This window comes from Serratia sp. CY38905 (genome assembly GCF_052168875.1).
GTDB lineage: Bacteria > Pseudomonadota > Gammaproteobacteria > Enterobacterales > Enterobacteriaceae > Serratia > Serratia sarumanii.
Map to the genome: position 1 here is coordinate 1 of NZ_JBJNLV010000011.1, position 15,487 is coordinate 15,487.

At 59.4% G+C, this 15,487-nt stretch carries 15 protein-coding genes; 3 read left to right on the top strand and 12 right to left on the bottom strand.

All coding sequences use genetic code 11. From position 1 onward, the window contains the following. Nucleotides 1–159: 159 nt before the first annotated feature. Genes hemG through pepQ form a run of 4 tightly spaced genes read right to left on the bottom strand, consistent with a single transcriptional unit; the run spans nucleotide 160 to nucleotide 4,147 of the window. Entirely contained in the window at nucleotides 160–693 is a 534-nt protein-coding gene (gene hemG / locus ACJ8MK_RS19825; RefSeq protein ID WP_047569749.1) for a menaquinone-dependent protoporphyrinogen IX dehydrogenase, read from the bottom strand. Nucleotides 694–714: 21 nt separating this feature from the next. Beyond that, entirely contained in the window at nucleotides 715–2,166 is a 1,452-nt protein-coding gene (gene trkH / locus ACJ8MK_RS19830) for a Trk system potassium transporter TrkH (RefSeq protein ID WP_004934492.1), read from the bottom strand. 35 nt (nucleotides 2,167–2,201) lie between these two features. Next, the gene (locus tag ACJ8MK_RS19835) at nucleotides 2,202–2,816 is read right to left on the bottom strand and encodes an IMPACT family protein (RefSeq protein WP_033649682.1); all 615 of its coding nucleotides are present in this window, start codon (nucleotides 2,814–2,816) and stop codon (nucleotides 2,202–2,204) included. Further along, nucleotides 2,816–4,147, bottom strand: coding sequence for a Xaa-Pro dipeptidase (gene pepQ / locus ACJ8MK_RS19840; RefSeq protein WP_442518000.1), 1,332 nt, complete (start codon nucleotides 4,145–4,147; stop codon nucleotides 2,816–2,818). The genes ACJ8MK_RS19835 and pepQ overlap by 1 nt, the downstream gene beginning before the upstream one ends. Before the next feature lie 430 nt (nucleotides 4,148–4,577). Between pepQ and fadB the strand changes: the two genes are divergently transcribed. Further along, a complete protein-coding gene (gene fadB / locus ACJ8MK_RS19845; protein WP_103799307.1) occupies nucleotides 4,578–6,767 on the top strand; it encodes a fatty acid oxidation complex subunit alpha FadB in 2,190 nt (729 codons plus the stop codon). Between the two features lie 10 nt (nucleotides 6,768–6,777). Further along, nucleotides 6,778–7,941, top strand: a complete 1,164-nt coding sequence (gene fadA / locus ACJ8MK_RS19850) for an acetyl-CoA C-acyltransferase FadA (RefSeq protein ID WP_103774305.1) — start codon at nucleotides 6,778–6,780, stop codon at nucleotides 7,939–7,941. Nucleotides 7,942–8,113: 172 nt separating this feature from the next. On the opposite strand, the gene fre is transcribed toward fadA, so the two are convergent. The 3 genes from fre to pepE form a co-directional block, all read right to left on the bottom strand. Continuing rightward, nucleotides 8,114–8,815: an NAD(P)H-flavin reductase gene (gene fre, locus ACJ8MK_RS19855; protein WP_004934474.1), complete on the bottom strand. Its 702-nt coding sequence runs from the start codon at nucleotides 8,813–8,815 to the stop codon at nucleotides 8,114–8,116. Between the two features lie 50 nt (nucleotides 8,816–8,865). After that, complete coding sequence (ubiD, locus tag ACJ8MK_RS19860; RefSeq protein WP_025304926.1) at nucleotides 8,866–10,362, bottom strand: 4-hydroxy-3-polyprenylbenzoate decarboxylase; 1,497 nt, start codon at nucleotides 10,360–10,362, stop codon at nucleotides 8,866–8,868. 86 nt (nucleotides 10,363–10,448) lie between these two features. Next, on the bottom strand, nucleotides 10,449–11,174 hold the full coding sequence (gene pepE / locus ACJ8MK_RS19865) for a dipeptidase PepE (protein WP_039568041.1): 726 nt from the start codon (nucleotides 11,172–11,174) through the stop codon (nucleotides 10,449–10,451). 247 nt (nucleotides 11,175–11,421) lie between these two features. Between pepE and rfaH the strand changes: the two genes are divergently transcribed. Then, nucleotides 11,422–11,910, top strand: a complete 489-nt coding sequence (gene rfaH / locus ACJ8MK_RS19870; protein ID WP_004934466.1) for a transcription/translation regulatory transformer protein RfaH — start codon at nucleotides 11,422–11,424, stop codon at nucleotides 11,908–11,910. A gap of 45 nt (nucleotides 11,911–11,955) precedes the next feature. On the opposite strand, the gene hemB is transcribed toward rfaH, so the two are convergent. The 5 genes from hemB to tatA are packed head-to-tail and all read right to left on the bottom strand — an operon-like array spanning nucleotide 11,956 to nucleotide 15,439. Further along, nucleotides 11,956–12,978 carry a porphobilinogen synthase gene (hemB, locus tag ACJ8MK_RS19875; protein WP_033636707.1) on the bottom strand — a complete coding sequence of 341 codons (1,023 nt, stop codon included), beginning with the start codon at nucleotides 12,976–12,978 and terminating at the stop codon, nucleotides 11,956–11,958. 14 nt (nucleotides 12,979–12,992) lie between these two features. Further along, a complete protein-coding gene (gene tatD / locus ACJ8MK_RS19880) occupies nucleotides 12,993–13,775 on the bottom strand; it encodes a 3'-5' ssDNA/RNA exonuclease TatD (RefSeq protein WP_126171083.1) in 783 nt (260 codons plus the stop codon). A gap of 53 nt (nucleotides 13,776–13,828) precedes the next feature. Next, nucleotides 13,829–14,599 carry a Sec-independent protein translocase subunit TatC gene (gene tatC, locus ACJ8MK_RS19885; protein ID WP_033649673.1) on the bottom strand — a complete coding sequence of 257 codons (771 nt, stop codon included), beginning with the start codon at nucleotides 14,597–14,599 and terminating at the stop codon, nucleotides 13,829–13,831. 3 nt (nucleotides 14,600–14,602) lie between these two features. Further along, nucleotides 14,603–15,172, bottom strand: a complete 570-nt coding sequence (gene tatB, locus ACJ8MK_RS19890; RefSeq protein ID WP_049234500.1) for a Sec-independent protein translocase protein TatB — start codon at nucleotides 15,170–15,172, stop codon at nucleotides 14,603–14,605. 3 nt (nucleotides 15,173–15,175) lie between these two features. Beyond that, on the bottom strand, nucleotides 15,176–15,439 hold the full coding sequence (gene tatA / locus ACJ8MK_RS19895; protein ID WP_033636704.1) for a Sec-independent protein translocase subunit TatA: 264 nt from the start codon (nucleotides 15,437–15,439) through the stop codon (nucleotides 15,176–15,178). Nucleotides 15,440–15,487: the final 48 nt, after the last annotated feature.

Here is a 15,487-nt window from a genome sequence, read left to right on the forward strand (position 1 = left end):
TTTCGCTGTCTTCTCGCTGACCCGGCGGCTTGTCAGTCGTTGTTCCCGGTCAGTGGAGGCGCATTATAGGGAGTTCTCGGCAGGCCGCAACCCCTAAATGCAAAAAACTTTTCAAGCGCGCTTTTTTTCGGCAAAACGCTGGCCAAACCCGCGTTTTTGTCACTTTTCGTACGGGATCTGGCTAAATTCCTGGGCGAAACGATCGACCTGCTGCCAATCGGTGTATTCCACTTCCTTACTGGTATCCGTTTCACCACCCGTCATACGCATAATAAATTGAATCATGATGCGGTCGAACCAGCGATAGCGCGGATAACGCAATGCGCCGGCAAACACCGCGCACTGTTTTGGCTGCCACGGCGAGGCCAGCAGAAACTTGCGGGTATAAGCGTTGGTTTGCGGCGAGCGCTTTTCCGGTTTGCGCGCCGTCAGGTTCACGGCAAAGAACGCGCTCGGCATTCGATTCAGCTGCTCGGCATGACGTTTGACGAATTTATCCAACACCGGGTTAAAGTGCCCGTAACGGATAGAAGCACCGATCATCACCAGCTGATACTGATTAAGGTCGACCTGTTCCGCCTGCAGCAGATCGATCACCTCACAGCGCAGCGTATCCTGCAATTTGCTTGCTATATAAGAAGCGATAGCACGTGTTTGCCCGTCACGGCTCGAATAAAGTATCAATGCCTTCATGGCGTACTCCTTATATCAGGCTCACTCACGCCAGAAGGTTGGCGTAAACAGCACCAGCAATGTAAACACTTCCAGGCGCCCGAACAGCATCGTCACCACCAGGATCCACTTGGCCGCCGCCGGCATCGTGGTGAAGTTATCCGCCACGACGCCCAGGCCGGGGCCGAGGTTATTCAGCGTTGCCGTCACTGCGGCAAACGCGGAGAAATCATCAACGCCGGTAGCAATGATCGCCAGCATGCTGACGATGAACACCAGCGCATAGGCGGAGAAAAATCCCCACACCGCCTCCAGAATGCGTTCCGGCAGCGCGCGGTTGCCCAATTTGATGGTATAGACCGCGTTAGGGTGCACCAGCCTTTTCAACTCGCGCGAGCCCTGCAGGTACAACAGCAGAATACGGATCACCTTCAGGCCGCCGCCGGTCGAGCCGGCGCAGCCGCCGATGAATGCCGAACACAACAACAGCATCGGCAGGAACAGCGGCCACTTGGCGATGCTGTCGGTCGTAAAACCGGCCGTGGTCGCCATCGATACCACCTGGAAGAACGCCTGATTGAGCGTTTCCATACCGCTCTTATAGACGCCATGTCCCCAGAGCACCAACGTGCATACCACCACCAGCGTCAGCTGGACGAAGATGAACATGCGGAATTCAGGATCGCGCCCATATACCTTCAGACTGCGGCCGCTGAGCAAAGCGAAGTGCAGGCCGTAGTTACAGCCGGAAATCAGCAGGAACACGGCGATGATGGTGTTGATGGTCGGACTGGCGTAATAACCGATACTGGCGTCGTGGGTAGAAAAGCCGCCGATGGCGATGGTCGAGAAACTGTGGCCGATGGCATCGAACACCGACATTCCTGCTCCCCAGAGCGCCAGCGCACAGGCTACGGTCAGCAACACATAGATTAGCCACAGGGTTTTGGCTGTTTCGGCGATGCGCGGGCGCATTTTGTTATCTTTCAGCGGCCCGGGCATTTCTGCCCGATACAGCTGCATGCCGCCGACGCCGAGTATCGGCAGTATCGCCACCGCCAACACGATGATCCCCATGCCGCCCATCCATTGCAGCATTTGGCGATAGAACAGAATGGCCTTCGGCAGCGAATCCAGTCCCACCAGCGTCGTCGCACCGGTGGTCGTCAGCCCCGAGAAGGATTCAAAGAAGGCGTCGGTCAGCGACAAGTTGGGCCGTTCAGAAAACAGGAACGGCAATGCCCCCACGCTGCCCAGCACGGTCCAGAACAGCACGACGATCAGGAAGCCTTCGCGGGGTTTCAGTTCGTGTTTCTGTTTGCGGTTCGGCCACCACAGCATCAGACCGATGGTCAGCGCCACGAAGAAGGTTTGGCTGAACGCGCGCCCCGCCCCATCGCGGTAAATCAATGCCACCAGGCCGGGAATAAACATCGTCCCGGAGAACAGGATGACCAGCAGACCAACGATACGGGTTATGGCGCGAAAATGCATTTCAGCACGATCCTTAGCAATTCAATTGGGAGGAATTATTGCGAAATGGGGGTTAATTGCAAATTACCGCGACTAAGATCACGCAATTTATTCCCAAACAGCTCGACCTCGGTGGCCGGCAACGCCAGATGCAGCACGACAGCGGCGCCGTATTCACCCTGCAGGATCCGACCTGCGGTTTGCTGCAGCAAGTTCTCCACCAACGCCAACTGCGCATAGTCGCACTGCAAGATATATTCGGCTTCCGGCACCTTTTGAGCCAACGCCAGCTGCTTCAACGCCTGTTGAACACCGTTGCCATAGGCTTTCACCAATCCGCCGGTGCCCAGCTTGACACCGCCGTAGTAACGAACGACCACGGCGGTCACTTCCCCGATGCCGCTGCCCATGAGCTGCGCGAGGATCGGTTTGCCGGCGGTACCCGACGGCTCTCCGTCGTCGGAGAATCCCAACTGCTGCGAGTCATCGGGGCTGCCGGCGACGAAGGCCCAACAATGGTGCCGTGCCGCCGGGTGTTCATCCCGCACCTGCTGAATAAACGTCTTTGCCGCTTCTACCCCGCTGGTCGGCGCCAGCAGGGTGATAAAACGGCTCTTCTTTATTTCTTCGGTAAAGCAGGTTGCTTCCGCCGGTATCGGATACGGCCGCATCAGGCCAGGTTCAGATCGCGCGTCATGTTCTCGATGCGCTTTTCGTGGATCACGATGTTGTCTTCGATGCGGATGCCGCCATACGGCTTCAGCGCATCGATGCGATCCCAGGCGAAGTGCTGCTTGAACTCACCGCTGCGCCACGGCGCCAACAGAGACTCGATGAAGTACAGACCCGGCTCGATGGTCAATACCATGCCCGGCTGCAACACGCGGGTACAACGCAGGAACGGATACTTGGCCGGCGCCGCCAGATGGGTGCCTTGCTCGTCCTGCATAAAGCCGGCAGCGTCGTGCACCTGCAGGCCCAGCGGGTGGCCCAGCCCGTGCGGCAGGAACGGCGTGGTGATGCCCGTTTCAACCATCGCCTCTTCGCTGAGGCCGTTCACCAGCTTGTGATTCTTGAGCAGCTTGGCGATGCGCTGGTGCATCTGCACATGGTAGTCGGTATAGCGCACGCCGGTTTTGATGGTGTCGATCAGCGCCAGCTGTTCACCGTTGAGATCTTTCACCAGATGGGCGAATTCGCTGCCGCTTTGCGCTGCGTAGGTGCGGGTCAGATCGGCGGTGTAGCCGTTGTATTCCGCGCCGGCGTCGATCAGGAAACTCAGGGATTCGGCCGGCGGCTGATGATCCAGCTTAGTGTAGTGCAGTACCGAAGCGTGTTCGTTCAGCGCCACGATGTTGTCGTAAGGCACGTCGGTATCGCGGTGGCCTGTCGCCGTGAGGTAGGCCAGATTGATGTCGAACTCGCTCATGCCGGAGAGGAAGGCTTCATGCGCCGCACGATGGCCGGTTACCGCCGTCTTCTGCGCTTCGCGCATGCAGGCCAGCTCGTAGCCGGTTTTGATCGAACGGTGGAAATCCAGGTAGTTCAACACCGCTTTCGGGTTGATATTTTCCGAAGGGATGCCGAGATCGCGGGCGCGCTGTTGCGCATAACCGATATAGCCCACGCGCTCGCGCTGCGGCGGAAGCTGCTGGGCGATAGCATCGGCGTTGGCCAGCGGCATCAATTCAAGGGATTTGGTCCAGAAACTGTCCGGCAGCGGCTCTACACTGTGCCAGTAGTCGACCGGGGAGTAGAACCACAGCTTCGGCTTGTTGACGCCATCGATCCACAACCAGCAGTTCGGCACCGACGTCACCGGCACCCAGGCTTTGAAATGCGCGTTCACTTTGAACGGATAGCTATGGTCGTCCAAAAATACCTTTTGCAGTTCACCGGAGTGAATCAGCAGCGCATCCAACTTGTTGCGCTCCAGCACTTCGCGCGCGCGTTTTTGCAGCTCTGCCAGGTGGTCGTTATACAAAGAAGCCAGCGTTTCCATCACATTACCCTTATGCCTTAGCACGAAAGAAGTCATCTTAACACAGCGCTCCGGCGCACCAACCTCATCGCGTTGGGCATGCGGAGCAGCTCGCAATTCCCGGCAAATGCCGTTACATCCGCAGTTTAACCTTAGCCAGCCGAGTGCCATCGTCAGCCCCGCATCGTCGTCGCCATGACACCAGCCGCCTTATTCATGCCTAACCTCGCCTGAATGATAAATCGCCGCTGGCAAGTGTATGAAGACCGACAACCGCCAGCAAATGCCGATAGCACATAAAATATAACTTCGTTTTAAATCAAAACGCTAACTTGGTGAGATGTGATCCGACCAGCAAATATGCAATCTCTCATTTGCATATTTTTAACATAAAAACCACACTCCTCATCATCTGGTCATACCAGATCATACGCTGATTCAGGAGATAGACATGCTCTACCAAGGCGAAACATTACAACTGCACTGGCTCGATAACGGCATCGCCGAGCTGGTGTTCAACGCACCGGGCTCGGTCAACAAGCTGGACACCCGCACCGTCGCCAGCCTGGGCGAAGCGCTCACCGTGCTGGAAAACCAGCCTGAGCTGAAAGGGCTGCTGCTGCGTTCCTCCAAAGCCGCGTTTATCGTCGGCGCCGATATCACCGAATTCCTTTCTCTGTTCGCCGCACCGGCTGAAAAGCTGCAAGAGTGGCTGGTGTTCGCCAACAACGTCTTTAACCGGCTGGAAGATTTGCCGGTGCCGACCATTTCGGCCATTAACGGCTATGCGCTCGGCGGCGGTTGTGAATGCATTCTGGCGACCGATTTCCGCGTCGCCTCACCGGACGCGCGCATCGGCCTGCCGGAAACCAAATTGGGTATCATGCCGGGCTTCGGCGGTTCCGTCCGCCTGCCGCGCCTGCTGGGTAACGACAGCGCGCTGGAAATCATCGCCGCCGGCAAAGACGTCAGCGCCAAAGACGCGTTGAAAGTCGGCCTGGTGGATGCGGTGGTGGCACCGGAAAAACTGGCCGAAGCGGCGCTGAAAATGCTGCAACAGGCGATCGACGGCAAGCTGGACTGGCGCGCCGCGCGTCAACCTAAGCTGGAGCCGCTGAAGCTCAGCCCGATTGAAGCGGCGATGAGCTTCACCACCGCCAAAGGCATGGTGCTGCAGACTGCCGGGAAACATTACCCGGCGCCGATGACCGCAGTGAAAACCATTGAAGCCGCCGCCAAGCTGGGCCGTGATGAAGCGCTGAAACTGGAAACCGCCAGCTTCGTGCCGTTGGCGCGTTCCAACGAAGCGCGCGCGCTGGTCGGCATCTTCCTCAACGATCAGTTCGTGAAGGGCCAGGCGAAAAAGCTGGCCAAGAATGTGGATGCGCCGAAACAGGCGGCGGTGCTGGGCGCCGGCATCATGGGCGGCGGCATCGCTTACCAATCGGCGCTGAAAGGCGTGCCGGTGATCATGAAAGACATCAGCGACAAGTCGCTGACGTTGGGCATGAGCGAAGCGGCCAAGCTGCTCAATAAGCAACTGGAGCGCGGCAAGCTGGATGGCCTGAAAATGGCACAGGTGCTGTCGACCATTCAGCCGACGCTGGACTACGCCGGCATTGAGCGCGCGCAGGTGATCGTCGAAGCGGTCGTCGAGAACCCGAAAGTCAAAGCCGCCGTGCTGTCGGAAGTGGAAACCCTGATCGGTGAGGACACCGTGCTGGCGTCGAACACCTCGACCATTCCGATTAATCACCTGGCAAAATCGCTGAAGCGCCCGCAAAACTTCTGCGGCATGCACTTCTTTAACCCGGTACACCGCATGCCACTGGTTGAAATCATCCGCGGCGAACAGACCAGCGATGACACCATCGCCAAGGTGGTGGCCTACGCCAGCCGCATGGGCAAAACGCCGATCGTGGTGAACGACTGCCCGGGCTTCTTCGTCAACCGCGTGCTGTTCCCGTATTTCGCCGGCTTCAGCCTGCTGCTGCGCGACGGCGCCGACTTCCGTCAGATCGATAAAGTGATGGAAAAACAGTTCGGCTGGCCAATGGGCCCGGCCTACCTGCTCGACGTCGTGGGCATCGACACCGCGCATCATGCGCAGGCGGTAATGGCCGCCGGCTTCCCGGATCGCATGAGCAAAGACTACCGCGACGCCATTGACGTGATGTTCGACAACCAGCGCTTCGGTCAAAAAAATCAGCTGGGCTTCTACCGCTATAGCCAGGACAGCAAAGGCAAGCCGCGCAAGGACAACGACGAGCAGACCGATGTGCTGCTGGCCGAAGTGAGCCAACCGCGCCAGACCATCAGCGACGAAGAAATCATCGCGCGCATGATGATCCCGATGATCAACGAAGTGGTTCGCTGCCTGGAAGAGAAGATCGTCGCCAGCCCGGCGGAAGCCGATATGGCGCTGGTCTACGGCATCGGCTTCCCTCCGTTCCACGGCGGCGCGTTCCGCTACCTGGATACGCTCGGCACCGCCAACTACGTTGAGCTGGCCCAGCGTTACGCACACCTCGGCGCCCTGTATCAGGTGCCGGCCGGTCTGCGCGCCAAAGCCGAACGCAATGAAAGCTACTACCCGGTGGCGACACCGCTGTCCGACGTCGCTACCCGCCAACCGGCATGAGGTCATAAAGATGGAAAACGTAGTTATTGTTGATGCCGTACGCACGCCGATGGGCCGCTCCAAGGGCGGCGCCTTCCGCCAGGTGCGCGCCGAAGATCTCTCCGCTCACCTGATGCGTGAAGTGCTGAGCCGCAACCCGGCGCTGGACGCCGCCGAGATCGATGACATTTACTGGGGCTGCGTGCAGCAGACGCTGGAACAAGGCTTCAACATCGCCCGCAACGCCGCGCTGCTGGCCGAGATCCCGCACCGCGTGCCGGCGGTGACCGTCAACCGCCTGTGCGGCTCTTCGATGCAGGCGCTGCACGACGCGGCGCGCGCCATCATGGTTGGCGACGCAAACGTCAGCCTGATCGGCGGCGTGGAACACATGGGCCATGTGCCGATGAATCACGGCGTTGACTTCCATCCGGGGCTGAGCCGCAGCGTGGCCAAAGCCGCCGGGATGATGGGGCTGACCGCCGAAATGCTGGCCAAGATGCACAACATCAGCCGCCAGATGCAGGATGAGTTTGCCGCCCGCTCCCACCAGCGCGCGCATGCGGCGACGCTGGCCGGCTACTTTAAAAACGAGATCATACCGACCAACGGCCACGACGCCGATGGCGTGCTGACCCGTTACGATTTCGATGAAGTCATTCGCCCGGAAACCACCGTCGAAAGCCTGTCGGCCCTGCGCCCGGCGTTCGATCCGGTCAACGGCACCGTCACCGCCGGCAGTTCTTCCGCCCTGTCGGACGGCGCTTCCGCCATGCTGCTGATGAGCGAATCGCGCGCCAAAGCGCTCGGTTTGAAGGCACGCGCCCGCATCCGCTCGATGTCGGTCGTCGGCTGCGATCCTTCCATCATGGGTTACGGCCCGGTGCCGGCCAGCAAACTGGCGCTGAAACGCGCCGGCCTGAGCGTGCAGGACATCGATCTGTTCGAGCTGAACGAAGCGTTCGCCGCCCAGTCGCTGCCGTGCATCAAGGATCTGGGGCTGATGGACAGCATCGACGACAAGATCAACCTGAACGGCGGCGCCATCGCGCTCGGCCACCCGCTGGGGTGTTCAGGCTCCCGCATCTCGACCACCCTGTTGAACAACATGGAACGTCGCGACGCGCAGTTCGGCCTGGCGACCATGTGCATCGGCCTGGGTCAGGGCATCGCCACCGTCTTTGAACGCGTTTAGCTGTGTCTATCTTGGGATGACCGCGTCACCACTTCAAATCGCGGCATCCCGCCAAGTTTAGTTGCCGTTCTTCCCGCCTGTCAGGGGCGGGTTTTTTATGCCTGACGTTTGCCGGCGCCCAAATAAAAACGGGGCGACCCTCGGCCACCCCGTTCACTGCGCATCGCATCGGTCAGATAAACGAAAACGCGTCGCCGAACATATGCGCTTCCAGCGCGCCGCGCTCGGCGCAGAAACGCTCACGGGCGATTTTCGCCATCTCGAAACGCCCGGCGATATAGATGTCGTGCTCCGCCAGCGTGCCGAAATCCTGCAGCACCGCGCTGAGCACGGTGCCGCTGCGGCCGCGCCATTCGGCTTCCGGCTGCTCGACCACCGGGATCACCTTCAGATTCGGATGCTGCAACGACAGCGCTTCCAGCTCGCTCAGATCGTACAGGTGCTTCAGCTCACGCCCGCCCCAGTAGATAGAAATATCGCGATCGGGCTGCTGCTCCAACGCGGTCAACAGGATTGAACGCGCATAAGAGAAACCGGTGCCGCCGGCAATCAGCACCAGCGGACGGCTGCCCTCTTCCCGCAACCAAGCGTCGCCGTGCGGCACGTCGACGGTGATCGCCTGCTCTTTCAGGATGCGATCCATCACCGCCATGGCGTACAGATTCAGCTCCGAAGCGCCGATGTGCAGCTCGATGTAATCTTGCTGCGTCGGGGTTGATGCCAGCGAGAACGGGCGCTTGTCGCGCTCGTCCATCACCACCATCAGATATTGCCCTGCCTTGAAAGAAAACGGCTGCTCGGGCACCAGACGTACCCGATAAACCGTATCGGTAATGGCCTCTACCGAGGTCACTTTACAGCTCAATATTGTCATGCGTTCCCTCTGTCGGGTCATCAATGCAAAGCTGAGAACAGGGCCTGACGCTACAGCGTCGGTTCCCTGTCACTGAAGATTGCGAGCTCATCCCAGATTTCGTCGACGCGCGCACGTACCTTTTCATCCATCTGAATCGGACGGCCCCATTCGCGATCGGTTTCACCCGGCCATTTATTGGTGGCGTCCAGCCCCATCTTCGAACCCAGGCCGGAAACCGGTGAGGCGAAGTCCAGATAGTCGATCGGCGTATTCTCCACCAGAACGGTATCCCTTGCCGGATCCATTCGTGTGGTGATCGCCCAAATTACGTCGTTCCAGTCGCGCGCATTGACGTCGTCATCGCAGACGATAACAAATTTGGTGTACATAAACTGCCGCAGGAACGACCAGACACCCATCATCACGCGTTTAGCGTGGCCGGCGTACTGTTTCTTCATGGTCACTACCGCCAGGCGGTACGAGCACCCTTCCGGCGGCAGATAGAAATCGACGATTTCCGGGAACTGCTTTTGCAGGATCGGCACGAACACTTCATTCAGCGCCACGCCCAGGATCGCCGGCTCATCCGGCGGCCGGCCGGTGTAGGTCGAGTGGTAGATCGCGTTGCGGCGCTGGGTGATGTGGGTGACGGTGAACACCGGGAACTGGTCGATTTCATTGTAGTAACCGGTGTGGTCGCCGTAGGGGCCTTCCGGCGCCATTTCACCCGGCTCGATATAGCCTTCCAGCACGATTTCAGCGCTGGCGGGCACTTCCAGATCGTTGGAAAGGCACTTGACCACTTCGGTTTTATTGCCGCGCAGCAGCCCGGCAAAAGCGTATTCAGACAGGGTATCCGGCACCGGCGTCACCGCGCCGAGGATGGTGGCGGGATCGGCGCCCAGCGCCACCGCAACCGGGAAACGCTCGCCGGGGTGCGCCTGGCACCACTCCTGATAATCCAGCGCGCCGCCGCGATGCGACAGCCAGCGCATGATCACTTTATTCTTGCCCAGCACCTGCTGGCGATAGATGCCGAGATTTTGCCGTTCTTTATGCGGGCCGCGGGTCACCGTCAGCCCCCAGGTGATCAGCGGCGCGGCGTCTTCCGGCCAGCAGTGCATCACCGGAATACGGCCCAGATCGACGTCCTCGCCCTGCCATACCTGCTCCTGACAAGGCGCGGATCCCAGCACCTTGGTCGGCATGTTCAGCACCTGCTTGAACTTCGGCATTTTGTCGAACAGATCGCGGAAGCCTTTCGGCGGCTCCGGCTCTTTGAGGAACGCCAGCAGTTTGCCGACTTCGCGCAGCGCGCTGATGTCTTCCTGCCCCATGCCCATCGCTACGCGATTGGCGGTGCCGAACAGGTTGCACAGCACCGGCATGTCGTAGCCTTTCGGGTTTTCAAACAGCAATGCCGGGCCGCCCGCCCGCAGGGTGCGATCGGCAATCTCCGTCATTTCCAGGTAAGGATCGATCGGCTGGCTGATGCGTTTTAGTTCCCCTCTCTTCTCCAGCAACGAGAGGAAATCGCGTAAGTCACGGTATTTCATGCTGATCATTATAACGGCCAGTGGGGAGGGCATTATAAGCCCTCTTCACGGTTGTTGCTGCAATTTTGTTAACGCCGCCCGCCATCGGGTAGCCCTCAGCCGCAGTTGAACGGCACCAGCGCAGCCAGCGCACGCGTATCCTGATATTCGCGCGTCTCCTCGCCGTGGCGGAACACCTTGAAGCCCTGCCCGTTGGCGCTGAAGTAACGCAGCTCGTTGCCTTCAACGTGCAGCAGGCTGCCTTCACGCAGCGCCACCACCGATTCACTTGGGTTGATCGCGCAGAACTCCGCCAGGCGCTCGTCACGGGTTTCGCCCATGTGGCCGCTGATATGCGCGTCGATGTAATGCGGGTTGATTTGCACCGGGAACAGCCCCAGCGCCGGCAGCACCACGCTGCAGCGCACCGGCATATCATTGGTGGTGCGAATACTCGGCGTGGCCACGTTGCAACCGGCGCTCCAGCCGACGTAAGGCACTTCACGCTCGCGCACCGCGCGCTGGATGGGCACGATCAGGCCTTGCTCGTGCAGCATTTGGTTCAGCAACCAGGTATTGCCGCCGCTGACCAAAATGCACTCCGCCTGCGCGATCGCCGCCGCCGGCGAAGCGGCGTGATGGATGCTGATGACTTCAATGCCCAGCGTTTGCGCCAGCTCCTGCGCACGCTGGTCGTAGTCGTAACGGATCAGCGCATAAGGGATAAAGACGGCGGATTTGATGCCGCGACGCGCAATCATCGCCAGCAGTTGGCTTTTGGCATACCCCAGCAGCTCGGCTTCGCCAGACAGCTTGCCGTTGCTCAACAGAAACAGCTCCATTTATCTTTCCCTCGGTCAAAAACGATGAATAGCGTCACAGCCGGTGGCGCAACGCCTTGCCATACTGTGACGGTAACAAATTTTTAGCCCTCTGTTATACCAGCGCCGTATCGATAAGTGTGTGACCCCTCGCTAATAGCCGCATAATTCATAGAGATAGGTGATGTTACACGCTGAAACTTGCATCACTATGTATCCGGAAGCGCTTTTGATATGCTTACCGGCTGGCAGAAAGGCATGTGAAATTATGGAATCCTGGTATCTACTTTATTGCAAACGCGGTCAGCTGTTGCGGGCGCAGGAACATCTGGAACGGCAGCAGGTAAACTGCCTCAGCCCGATCATCACGCTGGAAAAGATCGTGCGCGGCAAGCGTATCGCGGTCAGCGAACCCCTGTTTCCCAACTATCTGTTTGTGGAGTTCGACCCGGAGCGCATTCACACCACCACCATCAGCGCCACCCGCGGCGTCAGCCACTTCGTGCGCTTCGGCGCGCTGCCGAGCGTCATCCCGAGCAAGGTGATCGATGAGCTGCGCACGCACGCCAGCGAAACCTATGTCGATCCGGAAACCCCGCAGCCGGGGGATACCGTCCTGATCGTCGACGGCGTGTTCGAAGGGCTGCAGGCGATCTACACCGAGCCGGACGGCGAGGCCCGCTCGATGCTGTTGCTCAACCTGATCAACAAACAGGTCAGCCAAAGCATCGACAACCGACAGTTCCAGAAGATGTAATGCAAAAGGCGCCCTCAGGCGCCTTTTTGTTGGCTCATTTCACGCTTAGCGACGCATCGCATCGTCATGCAGCCACTGTGCGACACGCTTGGCGAAGTAGGTCAGCACACCGTCGGCGCCGGCGCGTTTGAAGCACATCAACGACTCCATCACCGCAGGCTGCTCCTGCAGCCAGCCGTTCTGAATCGCCGCCATATGCATGGCGTACTCGCCGGACACCTGATAAGCGAAGGTTGGCACGCCGAAGGTATCCTTCACGCGGCGCACAACGTCGAGGTACGGCATGCCCGGTTTCACCATCACCATATCCGCGCCTTCCTGCAGATCCTGTGCAATCTCCTGCAGCGCTTCATCGCTGTTGGCCGGATCCATCTGATAGGTCTTCTTGTTGCCACCCTTCAGATTGCCGCTGGAACCCAGCGCATCGCGGAACGGGCCGTAGTAACAGGAAGCATACTTGGCGGAGTAGGCCATAATCTGGGTATTCACCAGACCCTGCAATTCCAGACGATCGCGGATCGCCCCGATGCGGCCGTCCATCATGTCACTCGGCGCCACGATTTCCGCGCCCGCTTCGGCATGGGAAAGCGCCTGACGCACCAGGATGTCTTTGGTCACATCGTTAATCACATAACCCTGCTCATCGATTACCCCATCCTGCCCGTGCGTGGTGTAGGGATCGAGCGCTACGTCAGTCAGAATGCCCAGCTCAGGCACCGCGTCTTTCAGCGCGCGCACCGTGCGCTGCACCAGTCCTTCCGGGTTATAGGCTTCTTCCGCATGCAGCGATTTCAGACCTGGCTCAATCACCGGGAACAGGGAGATCACCGGCACGCCGAGTTTGGCGATGGTTTCCGCTTCCTTGACCAGCAGATCGATCGTCATGCGCGATACGCCCGGCATCGAGGCCACTTCTTCCTGACGGTTGCTGCCTTCCATGACAAACACCGGATAAATCAGGTCGTTGACCGTCAGTTGGTTCTCGGCCACCAGGCGGCGGCTGAAGTCATGACGGCGCACGCGGCGCATACGGCGACCAGGGAAGGTGCCCGGAAATGCATAGCTCATAGTTTTCTCCTAGCTCAAACCAGCCGGAATAGCCGGCGGGCGTTCTCATCGGTTTTTTGCCCCAGCCATTGCGGCTCTTCCTGTCGCCAGACGGCGACCTGATGCACGATATGGGGCAGGAAACAGGGTTCGTTGCGGCGAGATGCGGGTTTAGGCTGTAAATCCCGGGGCAACAGATAAGGGGCGTCAGTTTCCAGCAGCAGACGCTCGGCCGGGATCTGCGGCAACAGGGCGCGCAATTCCAGGCCGCGCCGCTCGTCGCAGACCCAACCGGTAATCCCGATCGACAGGCCCAGCAACAGGCAGCTAGTTAATTCTTCGGCGGTGCCGGTGAAGCAGTGCACCACGGCCGCGGGCAGTTTATCCAACCACGGCGTCAGTAGCTCGGCAAAACGTGCGTGTGCGTCGCGGCAATGAAGAAACACCGGCAGCGCCAACTCCGCCGCCAGCGCCAGCTGCGCGGTGAACGCCGCTTCCTGCTGCGCGGGCGTCGAGAAATTGCGGTTGAAATCCAGGCCGCATTCGCCGATCGCCGCCACTTCAGGGCGCGCGGCCAACGCATAAATCTGCTCGGCGGTGTGTTCATCCCAGCCGCTGGCGTAGTGCGGATGCACGCCGGCGGTAGACCAACAGTAGCCCGCATGTTGCCGCGCCAATTCGGCGGCCTCGCGGCTCTCCGCCAGATCGGTGCCGGTAATCAACATCCCCGTCACGCCCGCGGCGCGGGCGCGTTCCACCACCGCCTGGCGATCTTTGGCGAATTGGCTGCTGGTGAGATTAACGCCGATATCAAACATGGTTTTTTCCAAAGCAAAAGCCGCCCAATGGGCGGCTTAGCAATCAATATGGATCAGGAGGCTGGGGGTTCGTCACCCTCGTCTTCTTCTTCCGCTTGCGGACGACGCTTGCCGGTATAGAAGCGAGCGAAGAATACCCCCACTTCAAACAACAGATACATCGGTATTGCCAACAGGGTTTGCGAGAACACGTCCGGCGGCGTCAACAGCATGCCGACCACAAACGCGCCGACCAATACATACGGCCGTTTCTTCTTCAGATCTTCCGGCGAGGTGACGCCACTCCAGCACAGCAGAATGATGGCGACCGGCACTTCGAAGGCGACGCCGAACGCCATAAACAGCGCCATGACGAAATCGAGGTAGTTTTTAATGTCGGTCGCAATGGTCACCCCCATCGGCGCGGTCTTGGCAAAGAAGCCAAAGGCCAGCGGGAACACGATGAAGTAGGCGAAGGCCATGCCGAGGTAGAACAGCAGGCTGCTGGATACCAGCAGCGGCATCATCAGGCGGCGTTCATGCTTGTACAGCGCCGGCGCGATGAATGCCCACACCTGATACAGAATCATCGGCGCGGAGACAAACACCGAGACGATCATGGTCAGCTTGATCGGCGTAAAGAACGGTGACGCCACGTCGGTGGCGATCATGCTCGCCCCGGCCGGCAGCTGCTTGAGCAGCGGTGCAGAAACCAGCTGGTAGATGTCGTTGGCGAAAAACACCAGCACCACGAACACCGCCAGCACGCAAATAATCGAGTTCAACAGCCGCTTGCGCAGCTCTATCAGATGACTGATAAGGGGTTGGGTATCTTCAACAGCCATGTATTAACGATCGCCACTAGGTTGGTGAGACGCTGGGGTTTTATCCGCAACAGGTTCGACAGGTGCCGGCGCGGTTTCCACCGGTGCTTTGGCCGGTTGCGCCGCCACGGGCGTAGCCGGGGACGCAGCCGCAACGGCCTCAGGCTCCGCTGCCGGTTTTGGCACGGCGGCGGGCGCACTGACGCGGGTTGCCGCTTCCGCCGGCGTCACGCCGTCGTGCAAGGCTTCCGGATCGATGGCCTGCGGGTTATGAATGGTGTTCGCCAGCTCTTCTGTCTCGCCCCGGTAGGTGCGTTTCAATGATTCCGCCGCGTCTTTCAGCTCATCCATCGATGCCTTCAGTTCCGGCGTCAGGTTCTGCAGGCCGGCCTGTTCGGCTTTTTTCAGGCTGTCCTGCAGCTCCTGCAGCTTCAGTTCCTGAGACAGTTCGTGCTGCACCGAGGCCGCCAGCGAGCGCAGCGCGCGGATCCAGCCCGACACCGTTCTGACCGCGACCGGCAACCGTTCCGGCCCCAGAACAATCAGGCCGATCACCAGCACCAGCAGCAGCTCACTAAACCCAATGTCAAACACGGTTTATACCTGCTCTTTGTTCTTCGACTCTTCCGGTTTCACTTCCGGCTGCTTATCGGTAATAGGCTTGGCCGCGAAGTCAGCGTCATCCAGGCTGCTTTTTTCAGCCGTGTTGGGGTTCGACGGCGTATCGTCGCCGATCGCCTTTTTGAAGCCCTTGATCGAGGCGCCGAGATCGGAGCCCAGCGTGCGCAGTTTTTTGGTGCCGAACAGCAGCACCACGATCACTGCGATGATCAACAATTGCGTAATACTAATACCGCCCATTTCAATTACCTCTAATTTTAAAGGGTCTTTTAAAGCCAGCCCGCATTA

Bases quoted from the DNA above. Each gene is read 5' to 3' on its own strand.
- hemG (WP_047569749.1), bottom strand. From the start codon at position 693: ATGAAGGCATTGATACTTTATTCGAGCCGTGACGGGCAAACACGTGCT.
- trkH (WP_004934492.1), bottom strand. From the start codon at position 2,166: ATGCATTTTCGCGCCATAACCCGTATCGTTGGTCTGCTGGTCATCCTG.
- ACJ8MK_RS19835 (WP_033649682.1), bottom strand. From the start codon at position 2,816: ATGCGGCCGTATCCGATACCGGCGGAAGCAACCTGCTTTACCGAAGAA.
- pepQ (WP_442518000.1), bottom strand. From the start codon at position 4,147: ATGGAAACGCTGGCTTCTTTGTATAACGACCACCTGGCAGAGCTGCAA.
- fadB (WP_103799307.1), top strand. From the start codon at position 4,578: ATGCTCTACCAAGGCGAAACATTACAACTGCACTGGCTCGATAACGGC.
- fadA (WP_103774305.1), top strand. From the start codon at position 6,778: ATGGAAAACGTAGTTATTGTTGATGCCGTACGCACGCCGATGGGCCGC.
- fre (WP_004934474.1), bottom strand. From the start codon at position 8,815: ATGACAATATTGAGCTGTAAAGTGACCTCGGTAGAGGCCATTACCGAT.
- ubiD (WP_025304926.1), bottom strand. From the start codon at position 10,362: ATGATCAGCATGAAATACCGTGACTTACGCGATTTCCTCTCGTTGCTG.
- pepE (WP_039568041.1), bottom strand. From the start codon at position 11,174: ATGGAGCTGTTTCTGTTGAGCAACGGCAAGCTGTCTGGCGAAGCCGAG.
- rfaH (WP_004934466.1), top strand. From the start codon at position 11,422: ATGGAATCCTGGTATCTACTTTATTGCAAACGCGGTCAGCTGTTGCGG.
- hemB (WP_033636707.1), bottom strand. From the start codon at position 12,978: ATGAGCTATGCATTTCCGGGCACCTTCCCTGGTCGCCGTATGCGCCGC.
- tatD (WP_126171083.1), bottom strand. From the start codon at position 13,775: ATGTTTGATATCGGCGTTAATCTCACCAGCAGCCAATTCGCCAAAGAT.
- tatC (WP_033649673.1), bottom strand. From the start codon at position 14,599: ATGGCTGTTGAAGATACCCAACCCCTTATCAGTCATCTGATAGAGCTG.
- tatA (WP_033636704.1), bottom strand. From the start codon at position 15,439: ATGGGCGGTATTAGTATTACGCAATTGTTGATCATCGCAGTGATCGTG.